We start from the raw sequence: 25,514 nt of genomic DNA on the forward strand, positions 1-25,514 counted from the left end.
GGCATCAAAACCGCCTCCGCAATAGCCGGCCGCCAACCAACCATTCGTAGATATCCAGGTGGCTCATTCAATGCACTTAAATAACCGGTCCTAGGCTTTCGCCATCTCGGAGTAGTAGAGCTGCTTGAGTCTGCAATTTTTTAAGGCTTTACGGATCCAGTTTGCAGTCGGCGGAATCAAGTATTGGTTCTAGCGTTTTCTTTATTGTTAATAAGAATACAGTTATATTTTTGTTTAGCTTTAGTTTCCTTCGAGCACCTTAGGTCTTTTTTTATCGCTGTTAGAATTCAATGCGTGGTTTTTTTTGCAACCCCAACACTTATCTGATTTATTCAGGTTCAGATCAAAGGATTTTTAACCGCCTAATCTAGAATGAATAACTTCATCGCCTTAATAAAGGTCAACATTTACAATGTGGGATTTTAATGCTGGACTAGAAAACTGTTTCCGAAGGTCAAAGAGAAAACCAGCGTAATTTTAGCTCATTTATCACGCGAAATATTTTTAGGTTGAAAAAAGCGATTTAATAGATAGCCGCCAAGCATGAAAAATATTATCCTTTCATAGAGCGATAGCCTTTTGTTTTTTATGACAGTTTTGTCTAACGTTTTGGGTTGCAAGTTATTTATTAATACGCCTTCTCTTACGCCAGTTCCGGCCAATCCATGATGAGGAATCGTAATTTCTGTTTCTGAGTATTCTGAGACATTTAAACCCGCATGCTCGACGATTTCGTTAATTTTCGACTCAGCATTCAGAACAAACTCATTGAAGTCAATCAAAAGATAACCATTTCTTCCGACAGTCTTCCGAAGGATGATCCGCGCTAGAAGATTCTTTCTTGCCCACCGTACGGTAGCACGCACGGGCCCCATCTTTTGTCTCTCTCTCATGGAAACGATATAGGAGCGTCCGTCTCGAACCAGGTGAATGGGGGTAATTCGTGCGCTCCCGGATCTTAATAGATAATAGAATCTGGCAAGGTCCTTGCTAGCATCTACAATTGCCTGTTGCCCGGATACCTCATGTATTTGATTATACACATCAAGATTTTTTCTAGAAACTGGAAGAAATAGAGGGTCTTTTCTTAAAACAGAGCGCCTGTATATCAATAGTTGGCTTTCTCCGAAGCTCGGCGTTAAAGGTGCTCCATAAGCTTGAAGGTTCGAGTCAAGATATACCTTTTTCCAAAATGAGCATTCAGAGATTGGCTCTCCGCAGGAGCATTTTCGATCGAGTGCGATGTATACATCGAGCGCGGACAACTCTCCAACCGAAAAAATGCCATTCTGCTGATGGAGTAATGCTGCTAATAGAGACGAACCGGATCCACCCGCCCCAAGTACAAATATAATGTGAGGGCGATTGCGGATTGAAATATCTTTATCCATCATCTTGTGTATTATTCAAGGTTGGAGTCGCTACAAAAAATAGTCCGCGCTGCATTGATTGAGGTGTGATATGGATTAGCGCTTTGGAAAATAGTTGCCGTAACTTGCTTGCTTGATAGGGTTCAAGTTCGGCACCATAGTAACCATAAATTGTTTCTTGGTACCCCATTCTCTCCATTAATGCTTTTAGTGTCCAATATGAATAATACATTACATGCTCTGGGTTTAATTTATATTGTTCGCGCTGAGCAAAAAAGAGATTGCAGCGGCGTAGCCACCATGGGTTTGGCGTGGTAAAGACGACAATGGATTTTGAGTGGCAAAAGCGTTTTATTCCAGAAAGCATTAGCCCTGGATTTTCTATATGTTCGATGAGCTCTCCGCATACGATAACGTCAAATGTTTTATCGGTATTTACATTATCGAGGTTCATTACGTCACCTAACAAGACCTCATAGCCATACTTGGTTTGAAGACGCCCAATGTCCTCTGTGAGGTAATCGATTCCCACAATTGAGGAGGCAACATTACAGAGGTTTCCGTGAAGCCAGGTTCTGTTTTGGATCTGTTGCTCCCAGTTTGAATGGCATAGGCAACCGAGGTTCAGCACCGATTTGTCTTCGCAGATGGCTTCAATCGCCGGGGTGCGGTATACATATTTATATTTGAGGTCGCTAAATGTATTAGAGGGTATGGTTTCCTTGTTCATATATGTGTGCTCTTGAGTTTTAGTCAGTATTAGATGGTGCTTTTTTAGCGATGGTCTGTTTTCCTTAGCTGATCGGCCCACTTGCAGCAATGCGCATACTCTGATGCCGCCCAGATTATAGCTCCAGCAAGGGCAATACAGGCTTTTAATGCCAGGGTTTCAATCTCGATATTGGCAATACCAAACGCCGTAATAATGCAGAAAAAGCTATTTTTGACGCGGACGCTATCCAGTATTGAACCGATATGGAGTTTTTGTAATCCATACACTAGGAGACCGACGGCTAATATGATAAGCCCGATCAAAGAACCTACTGCCGCCCCAGCGACGCCAAAGAGGGGGGCTAGCGCGGCGGATGTTAAGACTGCTGTTGGTGCTGCCAGGAGCGTTATGGTTAGGCGCATCCAGTTTGCTTTATAAACTCCATACATTGTCTGCAGAGGACCGATCCCAACCATTATGATCTCTGCAACTGCGAGAATCTGTACAACGGGAGCGGCATCGGTATATTGCGGACCGAAGAGTAGGGTGAGGAGTTCCGTGGCCATAATGATCGCAACAAATGCGATTGGAAGTGTAACCAGCAAACTAATATGCAGGTTTAGCCCGAAGTGCGATCGCATAAAACCACTTCGTTTCATTCCATGGCTGCGGGCAAGATGATGAAGTGCGAAAGCGCTGGCTGCCCTGAGGAGCGGGCGAACTACAGTCGCGACCGTATTGCCAGCTCTGTACAGCCCAGCTGCGGAATCCCCGAGTATGCTTCCTACAACTAAAATATCGCCTCTTCGAAGCAGTCTGTTTCCAATACCTGAAAGGGCGAGGGGCGTGCTTTGCCAAAGCAGTTCTCGACGGGAAGTAGCGGGCTTGGCACTGCGAGTTTTATCCTGGCCTGGGAGGCAGGATTTGGCTGTCACTGCTGAGATTAAGGCTGTAGATGCGTATGCTGCTCCATATGCGAGGATAACGGCGTCCACGCTTTCATAGTAACACCAGCTGGGAACGGCTAGAGCCAAGGTTGATGCCGGTAGGAGGAAGGACTCATAGAACGCCTGCACGACGTTCCAACCCATCCCTTTTAATACCATTGAGCTCCAGTAAAGAAGGCCTATAAAAGGGCCGAATGGTGTAAAGTGGTAAAGAGCGCTTGCAATACCCTCAGATGCCATCTGGCTACCGATAAGGGGTGAGAGGTACCACAAGGCTACGCTCATTAAAATGGAGGAGCCAAGCATCACCAGGAACAAAAATATTGCCAGACGCCAACATTCATCCAGGTGCTCTTCGCCCATCGCTGCGGCGATATAACGGGCCCCGGTAGCTACCAAGCCTAGTTGAGCGACCACTAATGCAAACAAGACGACAGCCTGACTTAAAGCGACTGTCCCAAACCCTGACGGCCCCATCAGGCGTCCAAGAAGTAAGCTTGTAATCATCGCTAGAATTCCGCCGGCACCGGCAGATCCCATTGAGGCGGCATAGCGTGCTATCACGTTTTACGCTCAGACAAGTTAAGCAGGGTAGATATAAGGTCTTCCTGTCTTATAGTATCCACGTTTTCCGGTCGTTTGTAGCTTTATCGTTCCATGGGCAAGCATTGTTCGGAGTAAATGAGTTCCTGAGCTTGGAAGCGTGGCAAGTATTAAATCGCTTTCCTTTGGGTGCGAGTTTTGACATTCCCACCAATCAAAGACTTGCATTGGTTAATTTATGTTTAGAAACCTGGATTCAACTAATAACTGCAGCACCACCCGTACCCAGTGCTCCTGAGTATTCACCCCAGAACACTTCCGCCGGTGTGCGATAACCGAGCCGTTTCCTGGGTCGGTTATTCAGTTGCTTGACGGTTGCCCGGAACGCTTTCTCAGAGATCTTCCGGAAGTTCGTACCCTTCGGGAAGTACTGGCGCAGCAGCCCATTTGTATTCTCGTTTGTGCCCCGCTGACTGGAGCGGTATGGGTCGCAGAAATAGGTCCCGGCACTGAGCGTTTGAGAGATCCTTTCATGGTCCGCGAACTCAAATCCGTTATCCAATGTCAGCGTGCGCACAGCGCCTCTTATAGGGCGGAACTGGCGGATGATCGCCTCGGCCGTCGGCCTGGCTTTGAGCTGCGGGAGCCGTTCCGCCAGAAGGTAACCGCTGCGTCGCTCCACCAGGGTGACAAGGCCTGATTGCTTATGCCCGTGAAGCACCGTATCGCCTTCCCAATGTCCAAGTGTTCCGCGAGTCTCAACATCGCTGGGACGCTGCTCGATTCCAGCCCGATTGGGAATGCGCCCGAGCCCGGCACGTTTGGCCAGGTGGCGCTTATAGCGCCTTCGCCCCGGCTGGCGACAGTAGCGCCACAGATCGCCGCCAGTTGCCTTGTCCCGGTAGATCAGTTCATAGATCCACTGATGGGAAATGAGTCTGCTTCCCGCCCGGCGCATGAAGCCAATGATCTGCTCTGGACTCCAGTATTCCGGCAGGCGACGGCTCACCCAGATCATCAAAGACCACGCCCGTTTGCTCGCCTTATGCGCCTGCTGGCGTCGGTCCGCGCAGAACTCCTGAGCCTGTTCCGGGCAGTAGCCGTTGGCACCGCTGTTGCGTCGGATTTCCCGCGAGACCGTGCTACTGCTGCACCCAATCGTCTGGGCTATCGAACGAAGGCTGCACTGGTGCTGCAAACCGGCTTCAATCTGGTATCGTTGACGCTGGGTCAGTTGTCGGTATCCCATCTGCTCTTCACTTTGGTCGGTAAAGGCGATGAGGGTACCGGCGGCGGCCCTCCTACCTCTACCCGGCTACACCAAAGTGCTGCAGTTATTATCTGAATTCAGGAAAATACGAGTGCTCAGTGGCCGCAATGTGCTTGCTTTCTCTGCTCTGAGGTTCTGACAGTTCTAATTAGTCATGTATCTTTTAAGGACAGTAAAATTATCTTGAGTGTAGGATTTTATCCTTTGAGAATTTTTAAGAGTCTATTGCATCAATAGCTTTTAGCCAAGCGGATCGATTTATTTCCGGATCTAACGTTTCGGGAAAAGAATCAGTTGGTATTTTCTTGTGGAGGATCGCGTTAGCAATATCCTGAGGGTCATTGATGATCGTACTTATCATTCCGCGAGTTATCGTTCCCGAGTCGGTGGCAACAACAGGAAGTTGGAAGTAGAGGGCTTCCAACAGACAATTGGAAAGACCTTCGCCTTTGGATAGGTGTAGAAACATATCCGCGACACGATAATAGTTGGGAAGCTGGGTGCTTGGCTGTTCGCCGACCATATGGACATGTCTACTATGGTGGCGAATTTTTTCAGCGATATAGTCACGGCACTGTCCGTCACCAACGAGCACAAAGTGGCAGTTCGCTTCAGCAGAATTTTCCAATACGCAGTTGATAACCTCAACTAGTTTGTCGATGTGCTTATCGGTGTCTAACCGCATTGTGGAAAGAACTATCCGGTCATTGGAGTGGATATTTAGTCCTTCTCGAATGGATGCCTCGTTTTGGACACCGTCAGTAGCAAACGATACGGGCTGTGGAACTACCTGCATCCGGTTGGAATCAAGTCCAATTGCGGTTAACCCGGAGCGTTGGGCTTCGTGTAGCAAAAGGATTCGATCGGCTAGTCTCATCGAAAGGCGCCCAAGCAAGTTATTTTGCAGGAATAACTTGAGCTTGGCCCGGAGCCCAACCTTTGTCTTGTAGACATTAAAGATGTCGCTCGTCAGGCGCACGACGCTCGGTATACCAAGAATACGCCCAGCTATGGCTACAGCGAGACCGTTAACACCAATGCTGCCGAGTGCCAGCAGCACATCCGGTTTAGAATGCTTTCCGTGTAAGACGAGACGGACGATACGTCTGGTGACGGGATCCCGACAAAGCAATCTCCAGATCAGTGCAGGGTGGAGCTCGCCCCATGCGGTGCAGTGGAACCTCTCCGCGATCCGAGAAGAAACCCGCTGTGGGCCAATTACTTCAACTGAGTGGAACTCGGCAAGAATCTCGCCAATACGGTATACAAGATGCTCCATGTTACGGCGATCCGCATATTGGGATCCCACTAGCGCAACTCTCAATGCCAGCTCCACATTTGTCCGTTTGTTACCGCGTCTGAGCGCATTCAATCAATTCCATTTTACACCGTGGAGGATCTCGTCTTCTCGAACAGTCTGAAATCGATGTTTGAGCGCAATCTGCATCATCATTGACGCTCAAGGCCCCCACAAACTGATTAAAAATTCGATGAGCTTTGTTTCTGTACCTACTTTTAATTACCCGTGTGCATGAAGGCTCTTGCTAAAACGGTGAAAACTCCCAGCATGCCACCTAGCACCGTTATGATAACGCAAATCAAAGCTCGTGCAGGTTCACTCTTTTCTTCCGGGACGACGGCAGGATCAATAGTTTCAAAGACATACTCATCACTGGCGCTGGCAAGCATCACAGTGCGTGTTTCACTTTCAATAAGCTGGTAAAACACCTTTTGCATGCCAGTGATGCTGGTTTCTTCAAGCTTATTGCGAAGATAATCAATTCGCTTATTAGCCTCTCGCACATCCTGCTCACGTATGTGTTCATTGATATCCTCGACCAACCACGTTACCCATTGCTGTGCGGCTTTCGGAGACTGGCTCTTGATGCTGAGGGTAATCATGCCGTTTTCGCTCGACTGGCTGAGACTGAAGTGGTTTCCCCGAAACGCCTTCACAAGGTCCCAATCGGTGGGCTCAAGGCTTTTCCCCTCTTCATCCTTCAACCATGTCTGTGTCTTGGCGTTGTACACCTCCGGATTTATCACCCATTCCCCGTCCTCGGAGTTCCAACCATCCGTCGCCATAAGTGGCACTTCCAGGTCATGGCGACGTATGAAATCCGAGATAAAGGCACGGGATTTGAGCACTTCCATCGCCAACACCGCCTCATTGGAGGAACCGCCACCGATATTGACACCGGCAAGGCTGGCCAGGCTCCCCAGCTGCGCAGGTACTTGAGTGGACTGCTCACTATTGGCCGGCGACAGCAGTGCCTCGGCCGTGTATATGTTAGGCAGCGAGAGCGCATAGGCAACGCTGCCAACGGCAAAAACCAATGTCATAGTCACAATGAGCCATTTTCCTGCCCAGAGCGCTAGAAAAAGGTCCAGAAGATCGATTTGATCATCCGGATTCTGCGGTTGTTCCTGATTTTGAGTCATTGCAGTCATTAAAGCTTAAGAGTGGCAAACAGTTACGGGCCCTTTATTTGACAAGGACTCTGCGCATGGAACCAATGCTTGACCGGCAAACAGCTCAAGCATTGCTGAAAGACCTACCTAAAGGCCATTCACCGCGGCTGCACCCAGCGACATCTGATAGATAATCTGGCTCACGTCCGTCCAGAGCTGGAGCTGGCTGATGCGGTCCACGTCGATGGGCATGACCACGGTGTCGCCGGGGCGCAGTTCCGTCTCCCGGCCCCCGAACCAGTGGCTCTCGCTGGGCATGACCACGGAGCCGTCCGCCTTGACCACGTACATGCGGCTCTCGTCCGCCTGGGCGGTCGGGCCGCCGCTGCGTTCGATGTACTCCTGGGCACTGAGGCCGGGCTTGTGCAGGTGGCTGGTGGGGAACTGCACCTCGCCGAACACGGAGACGGACTGGGGCTGCTCAGGCACCGTAAGGCTGTCGCCGTCCTGCAGGCGGATGGGCTGGTGGCTGGTGCCATTGATCGCGGCCTGGAGGTCGATGACCATCCGGCCCACGGGTTCGGCGTCCTGCACGTCGTCCAGAAGGTCCCGGACGGTGCCCTGGTTATTGCCCTGTGACTGGGACTGGCCGAAGTCCTCTCCTTCCAGCTGCTGCCCCAGGAGGTTGCCCTTGAGGCGTTTTTCCGCGTCGCGCAGGCGCTCGGCCTCGCGCTCTTTCAGGCTCTCCCGGGTGAAGACGGCGCCCCTGGGGAAGGCGTTATCCGTAAGGCCGCCGGCGCGCTTGAGCACACTGGCCAGGGACTCGCCCTTGCGGAAGGTGTAGTCGCCGGGGTACTGCACCTCGCCTTCCAGGCTCACGGTGCGGGTGCGGGCGTAGTCCGGAATGCGCTTGACCAGCAGGCGGTCCCGGCTCTGGAGGCGGAAATCCGCCTCGCCGTTCATGATGGGTTTAAGGTTGACGTCGATAATGCGGGTGTCGGTGCTGCCCTGCTCCGGGGTCTCGTAGCGGGCCACCTCGGCGGCGTGCAGGGAGGCGGAATCCTCGAGCCCGCCGGCGACCCAGATGGCGTCCCGCACGGAGTGGGAGGCGGGCATGGGGTATTCACCGGGGTAGCGCACGGGGCCGGAGATGGTGACGGTCTGCTGCGGGCTCTCTGGCCCGGCCTGGCTCTTGAGGCGGCGGAGCACGGGGGCGAAGAGATCCTCGCGGGTGTACTCGCGGCCTTCTTCCCCACCCTCAGCCTTCCCGGCATCCGAGAAAATCAGGAGCTGGTCTTCTTCCTGCAGCTGCACGTCCGCCTCGCTGCCGGGGTTCTCAACGGCCTGGCGCAGGCGCACGTTGATCACGGAGACCTGGTCGGTCTCCGGGTCCGTGCGCACGATGGCGGCGTAGCGCTGGTCGGCCACGGGCATGAGCGAGGAGTCCAGCCCGGTGATCAGCGAGGACACGCGCATGCCCGGCACCCACGCAAAGCGCCCTGTGCGGGTGGCGGCGCCTTTCACTTCCACGTACTGGCCGGTGATGTCCGAGATGGAGGCCACGTCGATGCGGTCGCCGGGCTCCACGGTTTTCTGCCGCCCCTTGGCCTTGGTGAGGTTGGCTTCCGTGATCACCCTCAGGAAGTTCTCGTTGGTGCGCTCAATGCGCGTGATCTGGGGGTAGGCCTGGGGGGTGAGGCCCCCGGCCAGGTCGATCACGCCCTGAACGCTGGATTCGCCGTCAAGCTCGTACAGCGCCGGGCGGTAGACTTCCCCGCTCACGCCCACGCGCGGGCCCACCGGGGGAATGAAGATGACGTCGCCGGGCTTGAGGCGGGCGTCGTCTTCCGTGTTGCCGTTGAGCAGCAGGTCGTACAGGTCCAGCTCGCCCACCACTTCGCCATCACGCTTGTGCTTGATGGTGCGCAGTGAACCGGATTCCTTCACGCCACCGGAGACGAACAGGGCATTGGTGATGGTGGAGAGCGAGCTGACGGTGTAGGCGCCGGGAGTGCGCGCCTCGCCCAGCACGAAGATGCGCATGCTGCGCAGCTCGCCCATGCTCACGCTGGCCTGCACGCCGATGTAGCGCTCGGAGATGAGGTTCTTGAGGTTGCTCTGCAGCTCACTGAAGCTCAGCCCGGCAACGTTGTGCGGGCCGATCTCGGGGATGTCGATGTTGCCGTTGCGCTTGACGGGCAGTTCGAACTGGCCGTTCTTCTTGCCGTAGAGCTGGAGGCTGACCACGTCGCCGGGGGCGATGGTGTAGTCCGAGGGCATGGGGATCTCGGTGACGGGAGCGAAGGTGCTGGGGGCGCCCTCGAAGAGCTCGTAGCCGTAGGGCTCAAGCTCCCCGTCACCCTCACTACTCTCTGAGTCATCGCCATTCCGGTCGTCGGTTTCGCGGCCAGGGCCGTTGCTGCTGCCCGGTTCGCGGTTGACGCGACGAACGACCGGTTCATCCGGCTCTTCCAGGGAGTCGCCACGGGCCTGCTGGCGCAGGTTGTTGATGTCCACCCCGTACTGCTCCGCCAGTGCTTCCTGCTGCGCCTGCGGCAGCGACATGAAGCGGTCGATCTGGGATTGCGAAAGGTTGTCGGGAATGGACTGGGCGCTGGCCGGAAGGGCACAGCCAAGCAGGAACAGGAGTATGAGGCGTTGCAGCGTTCGTGTCATGAAGAGGGTTACGGCTTCTGGTTTGGGGAGCCCAGGCACGCTACCGCCCCTGGGCGTTATTCCCCAGTTGCTGGTGTGCCGAGGCGCATCCGTTGCGCATTCGATTTTCAGATAGGGAGTCTAACAGCCACGACGGTTTTGGGAATGCGGATTTTGGGCCCCTGATGCAATGAACACAAGTTCATCTGATTTGACACTGTTTTAACATCATCGCATTGATCCTTACCGATCTGTAACTAGACTCCCTTTCCCGACGGCAGATAAGCAGCTTTTCAACTGCATCACAAACCATCGGTCTACAAGGGAGCGATCCATGGGACAGACGACGTCCACCCTTCATTACGACTCCATGTCCGGTGAATGGGAATACGAGCCTGGGCCGTGCTGAAAGCGGCCCCCCTTTTCCTGGCACGCTGGCTGCTCTACAGCGTGCTGGGGCTCGTAACGCTGTTCACGGACCCTTTCGGCCTGAGTGCGGCCACGGATAAGGCGTCTGCGGACGTCATCTACCGCATCACAGCGCCGTTCTACCGGTCTGAGGCCCAGGGGGCAATCACCCTTGTGCTCATCGATGGCCGGGACGTACGGGAGCTGCATCGTCTGGGGATCCTGCAGACCAACGAGTGGCCCCTGCGCTACAGCGACTGGCGCACGGTGCTGAGGGCTATTGATGGTTTTAAACCAGAAGCCGTCTTCCTGGACGTGCTGTTTGAGCGCGAGCGAACCACGGACCCCACTCTGCCAAGTCTTCTGAATTACCTTGAGCGAAGCGCCAATACCCGCCCCCTTTACATTGCCGGGGGCCAACCGCCCTACTCAGCCCCACTTCAGGAGAAGCTGGCAGCGAACGCCTCGCTGGTGGGCACCGGCTGGCAGGGTGGCTATGACGGCATTCCTCTGACCCAGGAGGATAAGCCTATGGCGGCACTGTCTCTCTACCGGCATGCCTGCATGGACGCCGGGGCTCTGGGCTGCACTCAGAGTGCTGAGTGGACGCAACGGCAGAGCGCTTTGGACCCGCTCTCCGTGCGCTGGGGCAGTGAACCGCGGTTGCGGCTGACCGCGCAGCTCCAGGGGTTTTCCCCGGAAACCTTCTGCACCAATGCCGCTGGTGGTGTGATGGCTACGTTCCGGCTCTTTTACAGAAGCCTCCTCAACGGCGTTATACCGGAGGATAAGGGCACGGGCGATGCCCCTTGCCTTTACCACCAGGCGATTCCACTGCAGGCCATTTTCCATATCATTGACGATGGCACTGAACGGGAACGCCAGGCACTGCGCGATGCCCTTGAGAACAGGCTGGTACTCGTCGGCACGTCGTTTGAAGGCTTGCCCGATCGGGTTGATACGCCGGTTCTGGGCCAGGTCCCGGGCGTGGCACTGCACGCCATGATGCTCGACAACCTGATGGCGTATGGGAGCAACTACCTGCGTCAGCCAAGGGAGAACCAGAATAATGACGTTATCAGGAAAGTATGAAGGCCGGTTGGCCCGGCTGTTCGTTGTTGCGCTCTGTGCCCTGATGCTCGGCGGCTGTGCGTCGCTAGGCCTTGAGAAACAGCGCTCGCCTGAGGAGCAGGCTGCCTACGACCGGATCAAGCTCCGCGAGACCAATATGATCCGGGCGGAACAACAGGAGGTGGAAGCCTACCTCCACGATGTGGCGAAACGACTTTACGGTGAAAAGAAGCTGGAAGAACTGGATTTCCGTGTGGCACTGGTATCCGACCCGGCACCGCAGGCCGCTGTATTCCCGAATGGCCTTCTTGTGTGGCATGTGGGGACCTTCGACCATCTGGAAAATGAGGACGAGGTTGCTGCCCTGATCGCCCACGAGGTCAGCCACCTTACCAGCAAGCATCACGAAACAGACCTCAGCGCCTCAGTCACGGACTCGCTGATGGGCGCGGGTGAGACGGTGGCGCTGTTCAGTGGGGCTGGCAGCGCGATGGAGCTGTATCTGGGGACCGCTGGCGCCCGCTGGGCTTCCAACAACGTGGTCTTCCCTTCCTACTCCCGGGAGCAGGAAACGGAAGCCGACCTCAAGGCCGCTCGCACCCTGGCGGAGTCTGGCTATAACGCGGATGCGCTGCGTACTATGCTGAGCAAGCTGCGGCGCTACTATGGCGATCAGAAGGAGTTTGTGGCCAAAGAGGTTCTCAAACCCGGCGACGAAGAGGACAAAGCGTTTGCGTTTAAAATCGATATGGACGCTGCTGTGAGCAACCTTGGGGGCTATATCCAGAACCAGTGGGGCCAAGCCTACTATTCATTCACAGAGCGCGAGCGTGTGGTCCGGACCCTGTTGATGGAGGAATTCCCGGAGCGGGAACGTGGCGTATTTGAGGCAGCGCCCTACCAACAGCTGAAAGAAACGCCCGATGTGGCCGCTTGGCTTTCTGAGCATGAGCTGGGCTTTGAGATCATGAACAAAGCGGTACGCCGCCAGGGCGAGCTGGATGAGACGAAAGAACTGGTGTCTCGACTCAGGCAGGCGGAACACGTGAGCGATGCCTTCATCTACGACAGTTTGATGCAGCTCAGTCTGACCAATGACGCGACTGAAGGGGCCCGCAACGCCGCCGCGCATATGATTCAAAGCAACCAGGCGCTTCTTGATCACTATGTGATCTATGGGGCTCTCGAACGCGAAGACAACAACCCTGAGAAAGCCCTCCAGGCCTATGACATTGCCGATGAGGCGCTGACGGACGAGGTGGACGGAACACTGCTGCCGCAGATGCTGGCGGCCCGTGATGAGGCGGATATATCCCATGGCTGGCTGGTAGTACGCTGCTTCATGGATCCTTCCATCACGACTGCGTGCATGCGTCGATAATCCTGCCGGGCCCCTCGCCCTGAGGGGCCTACCCTCGTTGCTTCAAAATTCTGAGCAATCCGCGATACAGGCGGCACCACAACCTGTATAACCGTCCCATTCAGTCGCGAAAAAAGAAGGCTCACCATGAAACAGATCCGCCTCGGGTCATCATTCGGCACGAACAACCTTGAAGTCCACACCTGCGACATCCCCGCGCCCGGCCATGGGGTGGATCATATACTCGAGGTGGGCGGCAAAGAGGGGCAGATCAATCCGCTACAGATCCTTCAGGCCCACGCCAGGGTGCGCGGTATCGCGGCGGGGCCTACCAGCACACTGGAGCACCTCTGCAACGCCATTGAGCACAACGCAGTCACACCGGTCATCGACCGTGAGTTCGACGGGATGGCGTATACGCAGGCCCTGAACCACCTGACCTCCGCCCAACACGTCGGCAAGATCGTACTGAACCTGTGAGCTACCCGGCCGATTCATACCAGCTCAGGGTTTTCGGCTCACTCAGGTGATCGCAGAACAGGTGGCCCACATCCGGCACCGCGTAGCAGCGGTCGCCGCGCCTGGGCTGGCGGGCATTGAACGCGCTGTGGGTGATGCCCACTTCCCAGAGTTCCTCGGACTCCCAGCCATCCGGCCTGAGCTCGACGCGCACCTCGGCGCCGATGACGTTGATCGCCTCAATCCGGAATGGCAGATGGGCATCCCGTGACGGCTCCTGGGTCAACCTCACTTCGTGAGGGCGCAGGTAGAGCTCAGCGTCATCGTCATCACAGCTCTCGGGCAGTCTCACCCAGGCCTCTCCCTGACGCAGCACGCCCCCGGAGATCGCGCCGGAAAGCGCGTTGACCTGCCCCAGAAAATTGAACACAAAGCGGCTGTCCGGTTGCGAATAGAGCGCCAGCGGCGAATCCACCTGCTCCACCCTCCCCTGACGCATCACAACGACCTGGTCGGAGAGCTCCAGCGCCTCCTCCTGGTCATGGGTGACGAACACACTGGTGAAATGCAGCTCGTCATGCAGCGAGCGCAGCCACCGCCGGAGCTCCTTGCGGACCTTCGCATCGAGGGCGCCAAAAGGCTCATCCAGCAGCAGGATCTCGGGGCGCTTGGCCATGGCCCTTGCCAAAGCAATACGCTGTTTCTGGCCACCCGAGAGCTGGGCGGGATAGCGCCCGGCCAGGTGATCGAGCTGGACCATTTCCAGCAGCTCACGTACCCGCCTGCGGATTTCCCGTTTCGAAGGGCGCTCGCGGCGCGGCATCACTTTCAGCCCGAAGGCCACATTCTCGGATACGGTCATATGGCGGAAGAGCGCATAGTGCTGGAACACGAAGCCAACACGCCGCTCACGCACATGCAGGCCTGTCACATCCTCGCCGCTGAACAGGATGCGCCCGCGGTCCGGGTTCTCAAGCCCGGCAATGCTGCGCAGCAGCGTGGTCTTGCCGGAGCCCGAAGGCCCCAGCAGCGCCGTGAGCTGACCGTCCGGAATCGCCAGGTCGATGTCGCGCAGCGCCTGGAACTGTCCGAAAGACTTGTTGACCCCGTCGATTTCGATCGTCATCAGAACTCCTCAGACCGACTCTGACGCCATTCCACAATGGTTTTGACGGCCAGCGTGATCAGTGCAATGCCAGCCAGCAGGGAAGCCGCGGTGAATGCCCCCACAATGTTGTAATCCTGGTACAGCAGCTCAACGTGCAATGGCAGCGTGTTGGTCTCGCCACGAATGCTGCCGGAAACCACAGACACTGCCCCAAACTCACCAACGGCCCGGGCATTGGTGAGAATCACCCCGTAGAGCAGCGCCCAGCGGATGTTGGGCAGCGTGACACGCTGGAACAGCTGCCAGCCGCTGGCGCCCAGCACCACTGCAGCCTCCTCCTCATCCCGGCCCTGCTGCTGCATCAGGGGAATCAGTTCCCGGGCTACGAAGGGGCAGGTCACGAAAACCGTCACCATCACGATGCCGGGCCAGGCGAACATCAGCTCTACGTCATACTGCCCGAGCCACTGCCCTGCCCAGCCGTTGCTGCCGTAAAGCAGCAGATACAGCAGCCCGGCGACCACCGGCGACACCGCAAAGGGAATGTCGATCAGGGTTGCAAGCAGCCGGCGCCCGGGAAAGCTGAAGCGCGTCACCAGCCATGCCAGAAACACCCCGAACACGGTATTCAGCGGCACGGTCAGCAGCGCCACAAACAGGGTCAGACCGATGGCATGAAGCGTGTACTCATCCAGGATGTTGCCAATGTAGCCGGCCCACCCCTGGGCGAGAGCCTGGGTAAAGATCACCACCAGCGGCATGAACAGAAACAGGGCAGTCAGGACCACGGCCAGCCCGATCAGGATCCGGCGAATCACAGGTCCATCACCGACGCGGTGATGCTTCGCACTCATCCCCGACCTCCGTGCAGACGCTTCAGGTAACGCCCCTGCCAGACGTTGATGGCCAGCAGCAACAGCAGCGACACGCCCATGACAACCGACGCAATGGCGCTGGCCGCCGCGAAGTCATATTCCTCAAGGCGCACGAAGATCATCAGACTGATCACCTCGCTCACATAGGGGGAGTTGCCGGCAATGAACACAACGGCGCCATACTCGCCAAGGCTGCGCGCGAATGACAGACCACCTCCGGTCACCAGCGCCGGCCACAGCACCGGGAACAGAATGCGGCGGAAGACGGTCCAGTCGGAGGCACCCAGGCTGACCGCCGCCTCCTCGTCCTCAGGCGGCAGTTCCTCCAGCACCGGCTGAACCGTGCGGACCACAAAGGGCACGCTGGTAAAGGCCATGGCCACCACAATCCCCAGCGGCGTGTAGGCAACCTCGATGCCGAACTCCGCCAGGACGCGCCCGTACCAGCCGCTCTCTGCGAAAAGGGTCGCCAGGGTAATACCCGCCACCGCCGTCGGCAGAGCGAACGGCAGGTCCATGATGGCATCCAGAAGGCGCTTGCCCGGGAACTCATAGCGCACCAGCACCCAGGCCATCAGCAGACCAAACACGCAGTTGAACAGCGAGGCCGCAAGTGCCGCCAGAACAGTGACCTTGAAGGAGGCCACCACCCGTGGGTCGGTCACGACAAACCAGAACTGCTCCCAGCCCATGCCCGCGGTGTGGATCACCAGCCCGGAGATCGGCAGCAGCAGCACAAGACTGATGAAGAACAGCGTAACGCCGAGGCTCAGGCCGAACCCCGGCAGCACACGTCTGGAAACAGGCACGCCCGCGCGCCGCGGACGTACCGATTGGTCGGTGTCAGCCATGGATCAGACGGGTACTCCTAGCGGCGCTGAAGCTGATCCAGCTTGCCGCCACTGGAGAAATGCGTCTCCATGGCGTTCTGCCAGTCGCCGGCAATCTCCTGAATGGGCATCAGCTTCACGTCCGGGAACTGATCCGCCACTTCCTCTTTCACGGTCTCGTTGTGCACCCGGTAGTTGAAGCCTGCAAGCATGCGCTGGGCCTCTTCGGAATAGAGATGTTCCAGATAGGCTTTGGCGACTTTCTCATTGCCCTTCTTCTCAATGTTCTCATCGATCCAGGCAACCGGGAACTCGGCCAGGAAGCTCACCTCGGGAACCACTACCTGAAGGTTCTCCTCCGGGTTGAGCTCCGGGATGTTCATTGCCTCGGACTCGAACGTCATCAGCACATCCCCCAGACCACGCTCGACGAAAGTGGTGGTGGCGCTGCGGCCACCGGAGTCAAACACCTTCACATGGCCCAGAAGATCACTCATGAAGCCATCGATCCGCTCCTGATCATCCCCGAATTCATTCTGGGCATACCCCAGGGCGGCCAGATAGGAGTAGCGGCCGTTGCCGGAAGTCTTGGGGTTCGGCATGATCAGTTCCACGTCCTCACGCACCAGATCATCCCAGTTCTCAATGTTCTTCGGATTCCCCTCGCGCACCACGAACGCCATGGTCGAGTAGTAGGGCGAGCTGTTGTTGGGCAGCCGTGATGCCCAGTCTTCCGGGATCAGATTGCCGCGCTCAGCGAGAATGTTCACGTCGGTGACCTGATTGTAGGTCACCACATCCGCATCCATGCCCTGCAGAATCGAACGGGCCTGCTTGGACGAACCGGAATGCGACTGCTTGATGCTGACCGTCTCGCCGGTTTTCTCTTCCCAGTGCTCGGCAAAGAGCTTGTTGTACTCAGCGAAGAGTTCACGGGCGATGTCATAGGAGGAGTTCAGGAGCTCCCGGTCCTGAGCGGAGGCTGGACCAGCCAGCAGAAGCGCCATCGCCAGCACACTGAACCAGAATCCCACACGGGGCTTCAGGGTCACTACGGAATCATTGGGCATCGTCGGAAAACTCCCGGTTAGTCCTGAAAAGGATATTCACAAAAGGTATATAGAGCAGCCTGAATCGGCGCGCTAAGAATAAGTGACAGCGCATCAATCAACAATGGGCTGCATAGACGATTTTTGATTGTCATTGAAACCGGCGGTTATAGCGCCGTCTGCGGCGCCTACTGACCAAAAGTGGCGCCCTCTTCCAGGAACGCCACTTCGGCAGCCGTGCTCCGGCGCCCCAGTACCTGGTTGCGGTGCGGGAAACGCCCGAAACGCTCGACGATCTGCGCGTGTTCACGCGCACTGCGATGGAACGCGCTCAGCACATCCCGCAGGCGCCCCGAGGCGGTTTTCTCCAGCTGCTCATAGAGGGTAAGCCCCTCGCGCTGGATCTCACGGTTCTCGGCATGCTGGTAGGGCATATAGAAGAAGGCCCGCTGGATTGCGGGAAGCGCCAGTTCACGCCCCTGCGCCACGCCTTCACGCGCCAGGCGCTGAGCGAGGGGGTCATTACGGAACGCCATGGCGGTACGGCGGTAGATGTTGCGGGAGAACTGATCCAGGAGCAGGATCTCGGCAAGGGCGCCACCGGGCTCGTTACGCCAGTGATCGAGCCCTTCCTCGGAAGCCAGCAGGACCATGGAGGAGAAACGCCGCCGCATGGCCCGGTCGAAACGCCGGCTCTCGGTGAACCACTGTTCACGGTACGCTTTGCCGGGCACCCCTTCGTCATCCAGGGGACCGAACCAGAAATCCAGAATATAGGGCCATTCGAACATAACAGGAGGATATCAACGTACAGCAGGCGCGGCTATGCGGGAATCGTGAACCTTTTCCTGGCCTGCCGCCCCTGCCGATGCCACTATTGAGACCGGTTCAGCATGGATCGAACCCAGCGGGAGAACCCTATGAACCAGCACATCCTGATTACCGGCGGCACCGGCTTTATCGGCCAGCTTCTCTGCCATCAGCTCCACTACGAAGGCCGCAGCCTGACGGTACTGAGCCGGCGCGATGACGCCGAAGTCCAGCGCCTTTGCGGCCGCGTCCAGGTGATACACAGCCTGGACGACGTGCCGACCATCCCAACCCTTGATGCCGTGATCAATCTCGCGGGTGAAGGCATCGCCGAGAAACGCTGGACGCAGAAGCGCAAACAGACCCTCTGGGACAGCCGCATCACCTTTACGGATGAGCTGGTGGCACAGCTGCAGCGCCGCGCTGCCCTCCCGGAAGCCATGATTTCAGGGTCTGCCGTGGGCTACTACGGGGACCAGGGCGAAGCGGATGTCACCGAGGCCACGGAACCCCGTAACGAGTTCACTCACCGCCTCTGTGCTGCATGGGAAGCATCCGCCACCCGCCTGGGCGGTGATACCCGGGTCTGTCTGTCGCGTACCGGGCTTGTCATCGGCCGTGACGGTGGCTTCCTGCAGCAGATGCTGCCCCTGTTCCGCCTTGGACTGGGCGGGCGCCTTGGCAATGGCCGCCAGTACATGCCGTGGATCCACCGGCAGGACATGGTTCAGGGGCTGATCCACCTGCTTGATTCGCCCGAGCTCAGTGGCGCCTTCAACCTGACCGCGCCGGAACCCGTAACCAATGCCGGGTTCACCCGGGCGCTGGCACAGGTCCTGAATCGCCCCGCCTGCCTTCCGGCACCACCGGTGGCGCTCAGGCTGGCACTCGGGGAGATGGCGCGCCTGTTGCTTACTGGCCAGAAAGCACGGCCGGCGCGGCTGCTGGAAGCCGGGTTCGTGTTCCAGTATCCCAGTGTGGAACAGGCGCTGACCGAGGCCGTGGGATGACCCGTGCGGGCCGGCTCATACTGGTGGGGCTGCTGGTCGCCCTCGCCCTGCCGGCCACTGCGGAGCGCGCGAACAGCGGAACGGCCTTCGACGGAGCCAGCTATCAGGCCTGTGGCCTGATCGCCAGCCAGTACATCACCTCCGTGCAGCTCATGGAGCAGGGCCTGTCCCCTTCCATTCTGAGGGATACCCTGCCCGGTCTGAGCGATGCCGGTGCCCGGCGTATGGACCGGCTGCACAGGGCCCTGGATGAGGACGGCCCGGCCGGCACCTACTCCAACATCCATGCCCGCTTTGCCCGCTGCGCCCGCCAGGTGCATGAGGCACGCGGGGCGCCCGAGCCCGGAACACGGGAAGACCTGTTCTACCGCTGTGCCGGTGAGAACAAGATCCGTTATGAAATCGCCCTGGCCGCCTTTGCGGGCGGCACGCTGGAGGAGGTGCGCGGGCAGCTTGCACCCCGCCACAAGCCGGTCGCGGAGGCCCTGTTCCAGCGCTACCGGGAGACGGATGCCGCAACGGTACTACGCGGGATCGGAACAACCTTCAAGGCCTGCCTGCGGGGCCCGGCTACCCAATCCGACTCAGATAACGGTTGACAGCCCGCGCCGGCTTCCCTAAAGTGCGCTTCCTGTAACGCATTGGCGTCACGTCCCGTTCGTCTAGTGGTTAGGACACTGCCCTTTCACGGCAGTAACAGGGGTTCGAGTCCCCTACGGGACGCCATTTTTTCCCTCCTTTTTGTTACTCCCTTCTCAGCCACACCGTCCGCAGCCAAACCGGCTCAGGCGACGACCCATGCCCTTACTGCTATAGTGTTAACGTCCGGCAACCCAACCCCGACCAAACCGGAGTCGAGCCGCCGCCCCATGCATAATCCCCTGTCCTGGTCCCGGAGTCCCATTATCCGTTCGCCCCTGTCTCTGCGACTGTTGGGGCTGATCGTGCTGTGCAGCTCGATTTTCACGCTGGTTGCCGCGGCGGTACAGATCTGGGTCAGCTATCGCTCGGATGTCGCCAGCATCGAACAGCGTCTCAGCGTAATCGAAACAGGCTATCGCAACAGCCTTGCGAGCAGTGCCTGGGCCATCGACCAGGAACTGATCAAGGTGCAGCTGGAAGGCATTACCAGCCTGCCGGACATTGCCCATGCAAAGGTTGAAATGGAGCCTGACGGTGTCATCCGCGCAGGGAGCCTTCCGGAGAACAACAGCACGGCGACCCACGAATTCGAGCTCGATCATGACGGTGAAAACCTCGGGCATGTGACCGTCACCGCCAGCCTCAAAGGGGCCTGGGCGAACCTCAGGCGCAACGTTCGTGTCATCCTTGCCACCCAGTCGCTGCGCACCTTTTTCCTGTCACTGCTCCTGCTTTGGATCTTCCACTATTTTGTGGCACGCCACCTCACCACCATGGCGAACTACGCTCGCCGTTTCACGCTGCAGAATCTGGACGAACCCCTGTTACTGGACCGGCATTCCCGACCCTCCCGGCGCCAGGACGAGCTTGACCATGTCACCGAAGCCATCAACAGCATGCGCGAACGCATGCGCGAGGACCTAAAGCGCCAGAAAGCGGACGAGGCGGAAATCCGCAAGCTCTCCCTGGCCCTGGAACAGAGCCCGTCATCGGTGATCATCTGCGACCGCGCCTGGCAGATTGAATACGCCAACAACAAGTTCCTGCAGCTCACCGGCCTGCGTATGGAGGAGGTTATCGACCACCATCCGGCCTTCCTCACCGCGGATACCCTCAGTGAGGAGGAAAACCGTGAGCTGTGGAACAACGTCCGCCTGCAGGTCCAGCGGGTAGGCGTCTGGCAGGGCGAGATGCAGCGCACGCGGGACAACGGCGAACGTTTCTGGGAACAGGTGGTGGTGACCCCCATCCGCAATACCGACGAGCACCCGTCCCATTACCTGATCCTCGGCGAGGACATCAGCATCCGCAAACGCTACGAACAGCAGCTCCTGCGCCAGGCCAACTACGACATCCTCACAGGCCTGCCCAACCGGATGCTGGCGCTCGACCGCCTCAAGCTGGCCCTGGCACAGGCGCGGCGTGACCAGACCATGGTGGGCGTCATGTTCCTGGACCTGGACAACTTCAAACACGTCAATGACACCATGGGCCACGATGCCGGCGACAACATGCTCATTGAGGCCTCGCGCCGGATCTCCGCCTGTCTGCGCGGCACCAGCACCGTTGCCCGTCTCGGTGGCGACGAGTTCCTGATCATCCTGCCCACCCTGGCCTCCCCCGGGGCCACTGAACAGGTAGCTGAACGTATCCTCCAGACCTTCGTGCCACCGTTCCATATCGCCGGTCAGGAAGTGTTTGTAAGTACCAGCATTGGTATCGCCATCTATCCCGGTGACGGGGAGAACAGTACCAACCTGCTGCAGAACGCGGATGCGGCGATGTACGAGGCCAAGAACCGGGGCAAGAGCGCCTTCCAGCGCTTCGCGCCGGAGATGAAGGAAGTCTCCCAGGAACGACTCCAGACGGAGAGCCTGCTCCGGCGGGCACTGGAAATGCAGGAATTCGAGCTGCGCTTCCAGCCCATACTGCGGCTCGGGGACAGCCGCATCATGGGCGCTGAGGCCCTGTTGCGCTGGAATAACCCCACCCTCGGCATGGTGCCCCCGGACCGTTTCATTCCGCTGGCCGAGGAAACCGGGCTCATCATCACCATCGGCCGCTGGGTGATCCGTGAGGCATGCCGGACGGTCAGCCGCTGGCAAAAGCAGACGGGGGACCCCGTGATCATGGCGGTGAACGTGTCGCCCCGCCAGTTCCGGGATCCGCATTTCGTGGAAACGGTCAGTGCCGCGTTGCAGGAAACCGGCCTGGAAGGCCAGTATCTTGAACTGGAGATCACCGAGCGGCTGATCCTGGACAACAACCTGGAAACGGACCGCGTGCTCCGCGACCTCGACGAAATGGGGGTGCGCCTGTCGGTGGATGACTTCGGAACCGGTTACTCCGCCCTGGGCTATCTCAAGAATTACCCCTTCGATACGCTCAAGATCGACAAATCCTTCGTGGGCGACCTGAACCGTGACTCCGACGATACCGCGCTGGTGAGCGCCATCATCAACATGGCCCACAGCCTGGGGCTGAAGGTGGTCGCCGAAGGCGTTGAATACCAGGACCAGCTGGAATTCCTCAGTACGGAACGCTGCGACTACGCCCAGGGCTTCCTGTTCACCCACCCGCTCAATGAGCGCGAGTTCCTGCTCTGGTGCAGCGACCACATGGACGGTTAGGATGCCGGCATGGATCAACAGCACCTGCTCATTATCAATGCCGGCAGTTCGTCTCTGAAACTGACACTGGCAACCGCGCCCGACTACCGCATCCTGGCCGCCTTCCTGGCGGAGCGGCTGGGAACGGACAACCCAACCCTGAACCAGAAGGCACCACAGAGCGCCAGTGAGTCCCTCGCCACCGGCAGCGGCCACCATGAGGCGCTGGAGGCCTGCCTGGGACGCCTGAATGGACAGGGCCTGCTCACCCGGGAACCGGACGCTGTGGGCCACCGTGTGGTGCATGGCGGCGAGGCCTTCACGGATTCGGCATTGATCGACGATCAGGTCACCGCGGCCATTGATGCGTGCAGCACACTCGCACCGCTTCACAATCCGGCCAATCTTGCCGGCATCCGCGCCACGCAGGCCCTGTATCCCGACTGCCTCCAGGTGGCTGTGTTCGACACCGCCTTCCACCAGTCACTGCCGGAGGCGGCGTATCATTACGCCCTGCCAAGGGCCCTCTACCGGGATCACGGGGTGCGCCGCTACGGTTTCCACGGCACCAGCCACCGCTGGATCCTGCAACAGGCCGCGGGCTGGCTGGAGCAGCCGCCTGAGCGCACGTCCATAATCTCGGCCCACCTGGGCAATGGCTGCAGTGTCACCGCTGTCCGGGATGGCCTGAGCGTGGACACCAGCATGGGCCTGACGCCCCTGGAGGGTCTGGTCATGGGAACCCGCAGCGGCGACGTTGATCCCGGCCTGTTCGACTTCCTGCTGCGTCGAGGTTACGGCGCCGAGGCCATACACGACATGCTCAACCGTGAGAGTGGTCTGCTCGGACTTTCCGGCGTCAGCCACGACATGCGAACCCTCACAGAGGCAGCCGAAGACGGCCATGAACAGGCCGATCTGGCCGTCAACGTTTTCTGCTTCCGGCTGGCACGCTACATCGGTGCCATGATGGCCTCACTGGAACGGCTGGACGCGGTGGTCTTCACCGGGGGCATCGGCGAAAACAGCCCCCTGGTGCGGCAACGGACACTGGCACACCTCGGCATTTTCGGACTGACACTGGATGAGGAATCCAATCGCCACCCGGGGCCGGCTGAGGCCGCCGGCATCCACGCTTCTGGTACGCCGCCGGTACTGGTGATTCCCACGGACGAGGAACAGATGATCGCCCTCGACACACATCGCCTGACCACCGGGAAAAGGAGCGCCTGATGGCCCAGAACCTGTTCATTGCCCCGACCGACCTCCACTCCGGGCTCACTTCCGTATGCCTGGGCCTGGTGCGGTCACTGGACCGCCTGGGGCTGCGCGTGGGCTTCTTCAAACCGGTAGCCCAGAGCGCCATGGGCGAGGATTCCGACGCCTCCGTCCATTTCATCCGTGCCCGCACCAACCTTGAGCCCTCCACGCCGGTGTCCCTGCGCCACGCCCAGGAACGGATCAATCAGGGCCGTTCCGGCGAACTCATGGAGGACATCGTCAGCCGCTATCACGAATCCTGCGAGGACTGCGACGTAGTGATCGTTGAGGGGCTGGTGCCGGACAGCCAGGAGAGCTACACCCAGCGGCTGAATGTGGAAATGGCCCGCAACCTGGACGCACAGGTGATCCTGGTAAGCGCCCCGGGCGAACGTGGGCCCGGGGAACTGGGCGAACGCCTGACCTTTACCAGCCGCATCTTCTCTGAATCCGGATCGACGCCGGTGATTGGCGCCATCCTGAACCGACTGGGCGAGCCCACCGGTCACAGACTGCCGCTGGCCACCGACGACACGGAACCGGATCCGGTGCCCGACTGGGCCAGCGAATGCCCGCCACTCCGGGACGGCCACCTGAGACTCATTGGTGCCATTCCCTGGCGCCCGCAACTGGTGGAACCCCGGGTCAGCGACATAGCCCGGGAACTGGACGCCGCCCGCCTGCACGGTGGCGACATGGACCAGCGCCGGGTGCGCCGCGTCAGCATCGCTTCCCGCACCATTCCCAACATGGTGAACACACTCAGGCCGGGCACGCTGCTGGTCACCCCCGGTGACCGTGAAGACATCATCGTCGCGGCCGCTCTGGCGGCACTCTCAGGCATTCCCCTGGCAGGGATGGTCCTGACGGGCGGACTCAGGCCCAGTGACCAGACCCTGACTTTCTGCCGTTCGGCGCTGGAAACCGGCCTGCCGATCATGACCTCCACCATGGATACCTATCACACCACCCACTGCCTGGCGTCCATGAGTATTGCCGTTCCCGTGGATGACACCGAGCGCATTGAAAAGGTCATGGAGACAACAGCCGAGGCCATCGATGCCGAGTGGCTGCGCGACCAGTTGGCGGTGGACCGTGAGCCCCGTCTGTCACCACCAGCGTTCCGCTATCTTCTGACCCGTCGTGCCCGCGAGGCCGGCAAGCGCATCATCCTGCCAGAGGGCGATGAACCGAGAACGCTGCAGGCCGCCGCGCGCTGCCAGGAAAAGGGCATTGCCGAATGTGTGCTGGTGGGCAAGCCCGACCACATCCATTCAGTGGCCCATTCCCGGGACATCACCCTGCCCGACAGCATCCGCATCATCGACCCGGACGAGGTCCGTGACAGCTATGTGGACAGCATGGTCGAGCTGCGCCGGCACAAGGGCATGAAGCCCGACATGGCCCGCGCGCTGCTGGAGGACAACGTGATGCTGGCCACCCTGATGGTGGCCCTGGACGAGATGGACGGGCTCGTATCCGGTGCGGTGCACACAACCGCCAACACCATCCGCCCTGCCCTGCAGCTGATCAAGACCCACCAGGCGGCGCGGATCGTCTCCTCGGTGTTCTTCATGTGCCTGCCCGACCAGGTGCGGGTCTACGGCGACTGTGCCGTGAATCCGGACCCCGACGCTGAGGAGCTGGCGGACATCGCCATCCAGAGTGCCGACTCCGCAACAACGTTCGGGATCACCCCCCGGGCGGCCATGATCAGCTACAGCACGGGCAGTTCCGGCAGCGGGGATGATGTGGAGAAGGTGCGTCAGGCCACCACCCTCGCCAGCGAGCGCCGCCCGGAACTGCTGATCGACGGCCCACTGCAGTACGACGCCGCCGCTATTGAAAGTGTCGCCCGCAGCAAGGCCCCGGACAGCCCAGTGGCGGGCCGCGCCACCGTCTTCGTATTCCCGGACCTGAACACCGGCAACACCACCTACAAGGCGGTACAGCGCAGCGCCAACGTGGTGAGTATCGGCCCCATGCTGCAGGGCCTGCGTAAGCCGGTGAACGATCTCTCACGGGGAGCCATGGTGGAGGACATCGTCTTCACCATCGCATTGACGGCGATACAGGCGAAACAGGTGGAGGATCAGGGGCTGGCCTGAAGCGCG

The 25,514-nt window shown here is 58.8% G+C and carries 20 protein-coding genes and 1 tRNA gene; 9 read left to right on the plus strand and 12 right to left on the minus strand.

The window, feature by feature from the left end; all coding sequences use genetic code 11:
• Positions 1–482 precede the first annotated feature (482 nt).
• The 7 genes from F3089_RS09315 to F3089_RS09345 all read right to left on the minus strand — a co-directional run bounded on the left by F3089_RS09315 (position 483) and on the right by F3089_RS09345 (position 9,930).
• Positions 483–1,394 carry a hypothetical protein gene (locus tag F3089_RS09315; protein ID WP_151440538.1) on the minus strand — a complete coding sequence of 304 codons (912 nt, stop codon included), beginning with the start codon at positions 1,392–1,394 and terminating at the stop codon, positions 483–485.
• The gene (locus F3089_RS09320; protein WP_151440539.1) at positions 1,384–2,100 is read right to left on the minus strand and encodes a class I SAM-dependent methyltransferase; all 717 of its coding nucleotides are present in this window, start codon (positions 2,098–2,100) and stop codon (positions 1,384–1,386) included. Before F3089_RS09320 ends, F3089_RS09315 begins: the two co-directional genes overlap by 11 nt.
• Before the next feature lie 44 nt (positions 2,101–2,144).
• A complete protein-coding gene (locus F3089_RS09325) occupies positions 2,145–3,569 on the minus strand; it encodes a lipopolysaccharide biosynthesis protein (RefSeq protein ID WP_225741725.1) in 1,425 nt (474 codons plus the stop codon).
• A 259-nt stretch (positions 3,570–3,828) separates the two neighbouring features.
• Positions 3,829–4,821 (minus strand): IS30 family transposase, encoded by a 993-nt coding sequence (locus F3089_RS09330; protein ID WP_151440541.1) that lies wholly within the window; start codon positions 4,819–4,821, stop codon positions 3,829–3,831.
• Between the two features lie 235 nt (positions 4,822–5,056).
• Positions 5,057–6,121, minus strand: a complete 1,065-nt coding sequence (locus F3089_RS09335; RefSeq protein ID WP_151440542.1) for a glycosyltransferase family 4 protein — start codon at positions 6,119–6,121, stop codon at positions 5,057–5,059.
• A 236-nt stretch (positions 6,122–6,357) separates the two neighbouring features.
• On the minus strand, positions 6,358–7,284 hold the full coding sequence (locus tag F3089_RS09340; protein ID WP_151440543.1) for a Wzz/FepE/Etk N-terminal domain-containing protein: 927 nt from the start codon (positions 7,282–7,284) through the stop codon (positions 6,358–6,360).
• A 117-nt stretch (positions 7,285–7,401) separates the two neighbouring features.
• Positions 7,402–9,930 carry an SLBB domain-containing protein gene (locus F3089_RS09345; RefSeq protein ID WP_151440544.1) on the minus strand — a complete coding sequence of 843 codons (2,529 nt, stop codon included), beginning with the start codon at positions 9,928–9,930 and terminating at the stop codon, positions 7,402–7,404.
• Positions 9,931–10,311: 381 nt separating this feature from the next.
• On the opposite strand from F3089_RS09345, the gene F3089_RS09350 reads away from it, so the two are divergent.
• From F3089_RS09350 to F3089_RS09360, 3 genes are all read left to right on the plus strand, one after another.
• A complete protein-coding gene (locus F3089_RS09350; RefSeq protein WP_192497322.1) occupies positions 10,312–11,409 on the plus strand; it encodes a CHASE2 domain-containing protein in 1,098 nt (365 codons plus the stop codon).
• Positions 11,387–12,769 carry a M48 family metallopeptidase gene (locus F3089_RS09355; protein WP_192497323.1) on the plus strand — a complete coding sequence of 461 codons (1,383 nt, stop codon included), beginning with the start codon at positions 11,387–11,389 and terminating at the stop codon, positions 12,767–12,769. Before F3089_RS09350 ends, F3089_RS09355 begins: the two co-directional genes overlap by 23 nt.
• 126 nt (positions 12,770–12,895) lie before the next feature.
• Entirely contained in the window at positions 12,896–13,228 is a 333-nt protein-coding gene (locus F3089_RS09360; RefSeq protein ID WP_151440547.1) for a zinc-binding dehydrogenase, read from the plus strand.
• Position 13,229: 1 nt separating this feature from the next.
• Here F3089_RS09360 and F3089_RS09365 read toward each other — a convergent pair whose 3' ends face one another.
• The 5 genes from F3089_RS09365 to F3089_RS09385 all read right to left on the minus strand — a co-directional run bounded on the left by F3089_RS09365 (position 13,230) and on the right by F3089_RS09385 (position 17,860).
• Positions 13,230–14,333 carry a sulfate/molybdate ABC transporter ATP-binding protein gene (locus tag F3089_RS09365; protein ID WP_151440548.1) on the minus strand — a complete coding sequence of 368 codons (1,104 nt, stop codon included), beginning with the start codon at positions 14,331–14,333 and terminating at the stop codon, positions 13,230–13,232.
• Positions 14,333–15,169 carry a sulfate ABC transporter permease subunit CysW gene (cysW, locus tag F3089_RS09370; RefSeq protein WP_151440549.1) on the minus strand — a complete coding sequence of 279 codons (837 nt, stop codon included), beginning with the start codon at positions 15,167–15,169 and terminating at the stop codon, positions 14,333–14,335. The genes F3089_RS09365 and cysW overlap by 1 nt, the downstream gene beginning before the upstream one ends.
• Entirely contained in the window at positions 15,166–16,041 is an 876-nt protein-coding gene (gene cysT, locus F3089_RS09375) for a sulfate/thiosulfate ABC transporter permease CysT (RefSeq protein ID WP_151440550.1), read from the minus strand. The genes cysW and cysT overlap by 4 nt, the downstream gene beginning before the upstream one ends.
• A gap of 17 nt (positions 16,042–16,058) precedes the next feature.
• Entirely contained in the window at positions 16,059–17,090 is a 1,032-nt protein-coding gene (gene cysP / locus F3089_RS09380; protein WP_151440551.1) for a thiosulfate ABC transporter substrate-binding protein CysP, read from the minus strand.
• 167 nt (positions 17,091–17,257) lie between these two features.
• Positions 17,258–17,860 (minus strand): DUF924 family protein, encoded by a 603-nt coding sequence (locus F3089_RS09385; protein ID WP_151440552.1) that lies wholly within the window; start codon positions 17,858–17,860, stop codon positions 17,258–17,260.
• Between the two features lie 129 nt (positions 17,861–17,989).
• Between F3089_RS09385 and F3089_RS09390 the strand changes: the two genes are divergently transcribed.
• The 6 genes from F3089_RS09390 to pta all read left to right on the plus strand — a co-directional run bounded on the left by F3089_RS09390 (position 17,990) and on the right by pta (position 25,508).
• Positions 17,990–18,889 carry a TIGR01777 family oxidoreductase gene (locus tag F3089_RS09390; protein ID WP_151440553.1) on the plus strand — a complete coding sequence of 300 codons (900 nt, stop codon included), beginning with the start codon at positions 17,990–17,992 and terminating at the stop codon, positions 18,887–18,889.
• On the plus strand, positions 18,886–19,488 hold the full coding sequence (locus F3089_RS09395; RefSeq protein WP_151440554.1) for a hypothetical protein: 603 nt from the start codon (positions 18,886–18,888) through the stop codon (positions 19,486–19,488). Before F3089_RS09390 ends, F3089_RS09395 begins: the two co-directional genes overlap by 4 nt.
• A 52-nt stretch (positions 19,489–19,540) precedes the next feature.
• Positions 19,541–19,615, plus strand: a tRNA-Glu gene (locus F3089_RS09400).
• A 143-nt stretch (positions 19,616–19,758) separates the two neighbouring features.
• A complete protein-coding gene (locus tag F3089_RS09405; protein WP_151440555.1) occupies positions 19,759–22,161 on the plus strand; it encodes a bifunctional diguanylate cyclase/phosphodiesterase in 2,403 nt (800 codons plus the stop codon).
• A 9-nt stretch (positions 22,162–22,170) separates the two neighbouring features.
• Positions 22,171–23,373, plus strand: coding sequence for an acetate/propionate family kinase (locus F3089_RS09410; protein WP_151440556.1), 1,203 nt, complete (start codon positions 22,171–22,173; stop codon positions 23,371–23,373).
• Positions 23,373–25,508, plus strand: coding sequence for a phosphate acetyltransferase (pta, locus tag F3089_RS09415; protein WP_151440557.1), 2,136 nt, complete (start codon positions 23,373–23,375; stop codon positions 25,506–25,508). Before F3089_RS09410 ends, pta begins: the two co-directional genes overlap by 1 nt.
• Positions 25,509–25,514: the final 6 nt, after the last annotated feature.

The sequence above is a fragment of the Halospina sp. K52047b genome (genome assembly GCF_008709855.1).
Classification (GTDB): domain Bacteria; phylum Pseudomonadota; class Gammaproteobacteria; order Pseudomonadales; family Oleiphilaceae; genus Halospina; species Halospina utahensis_B.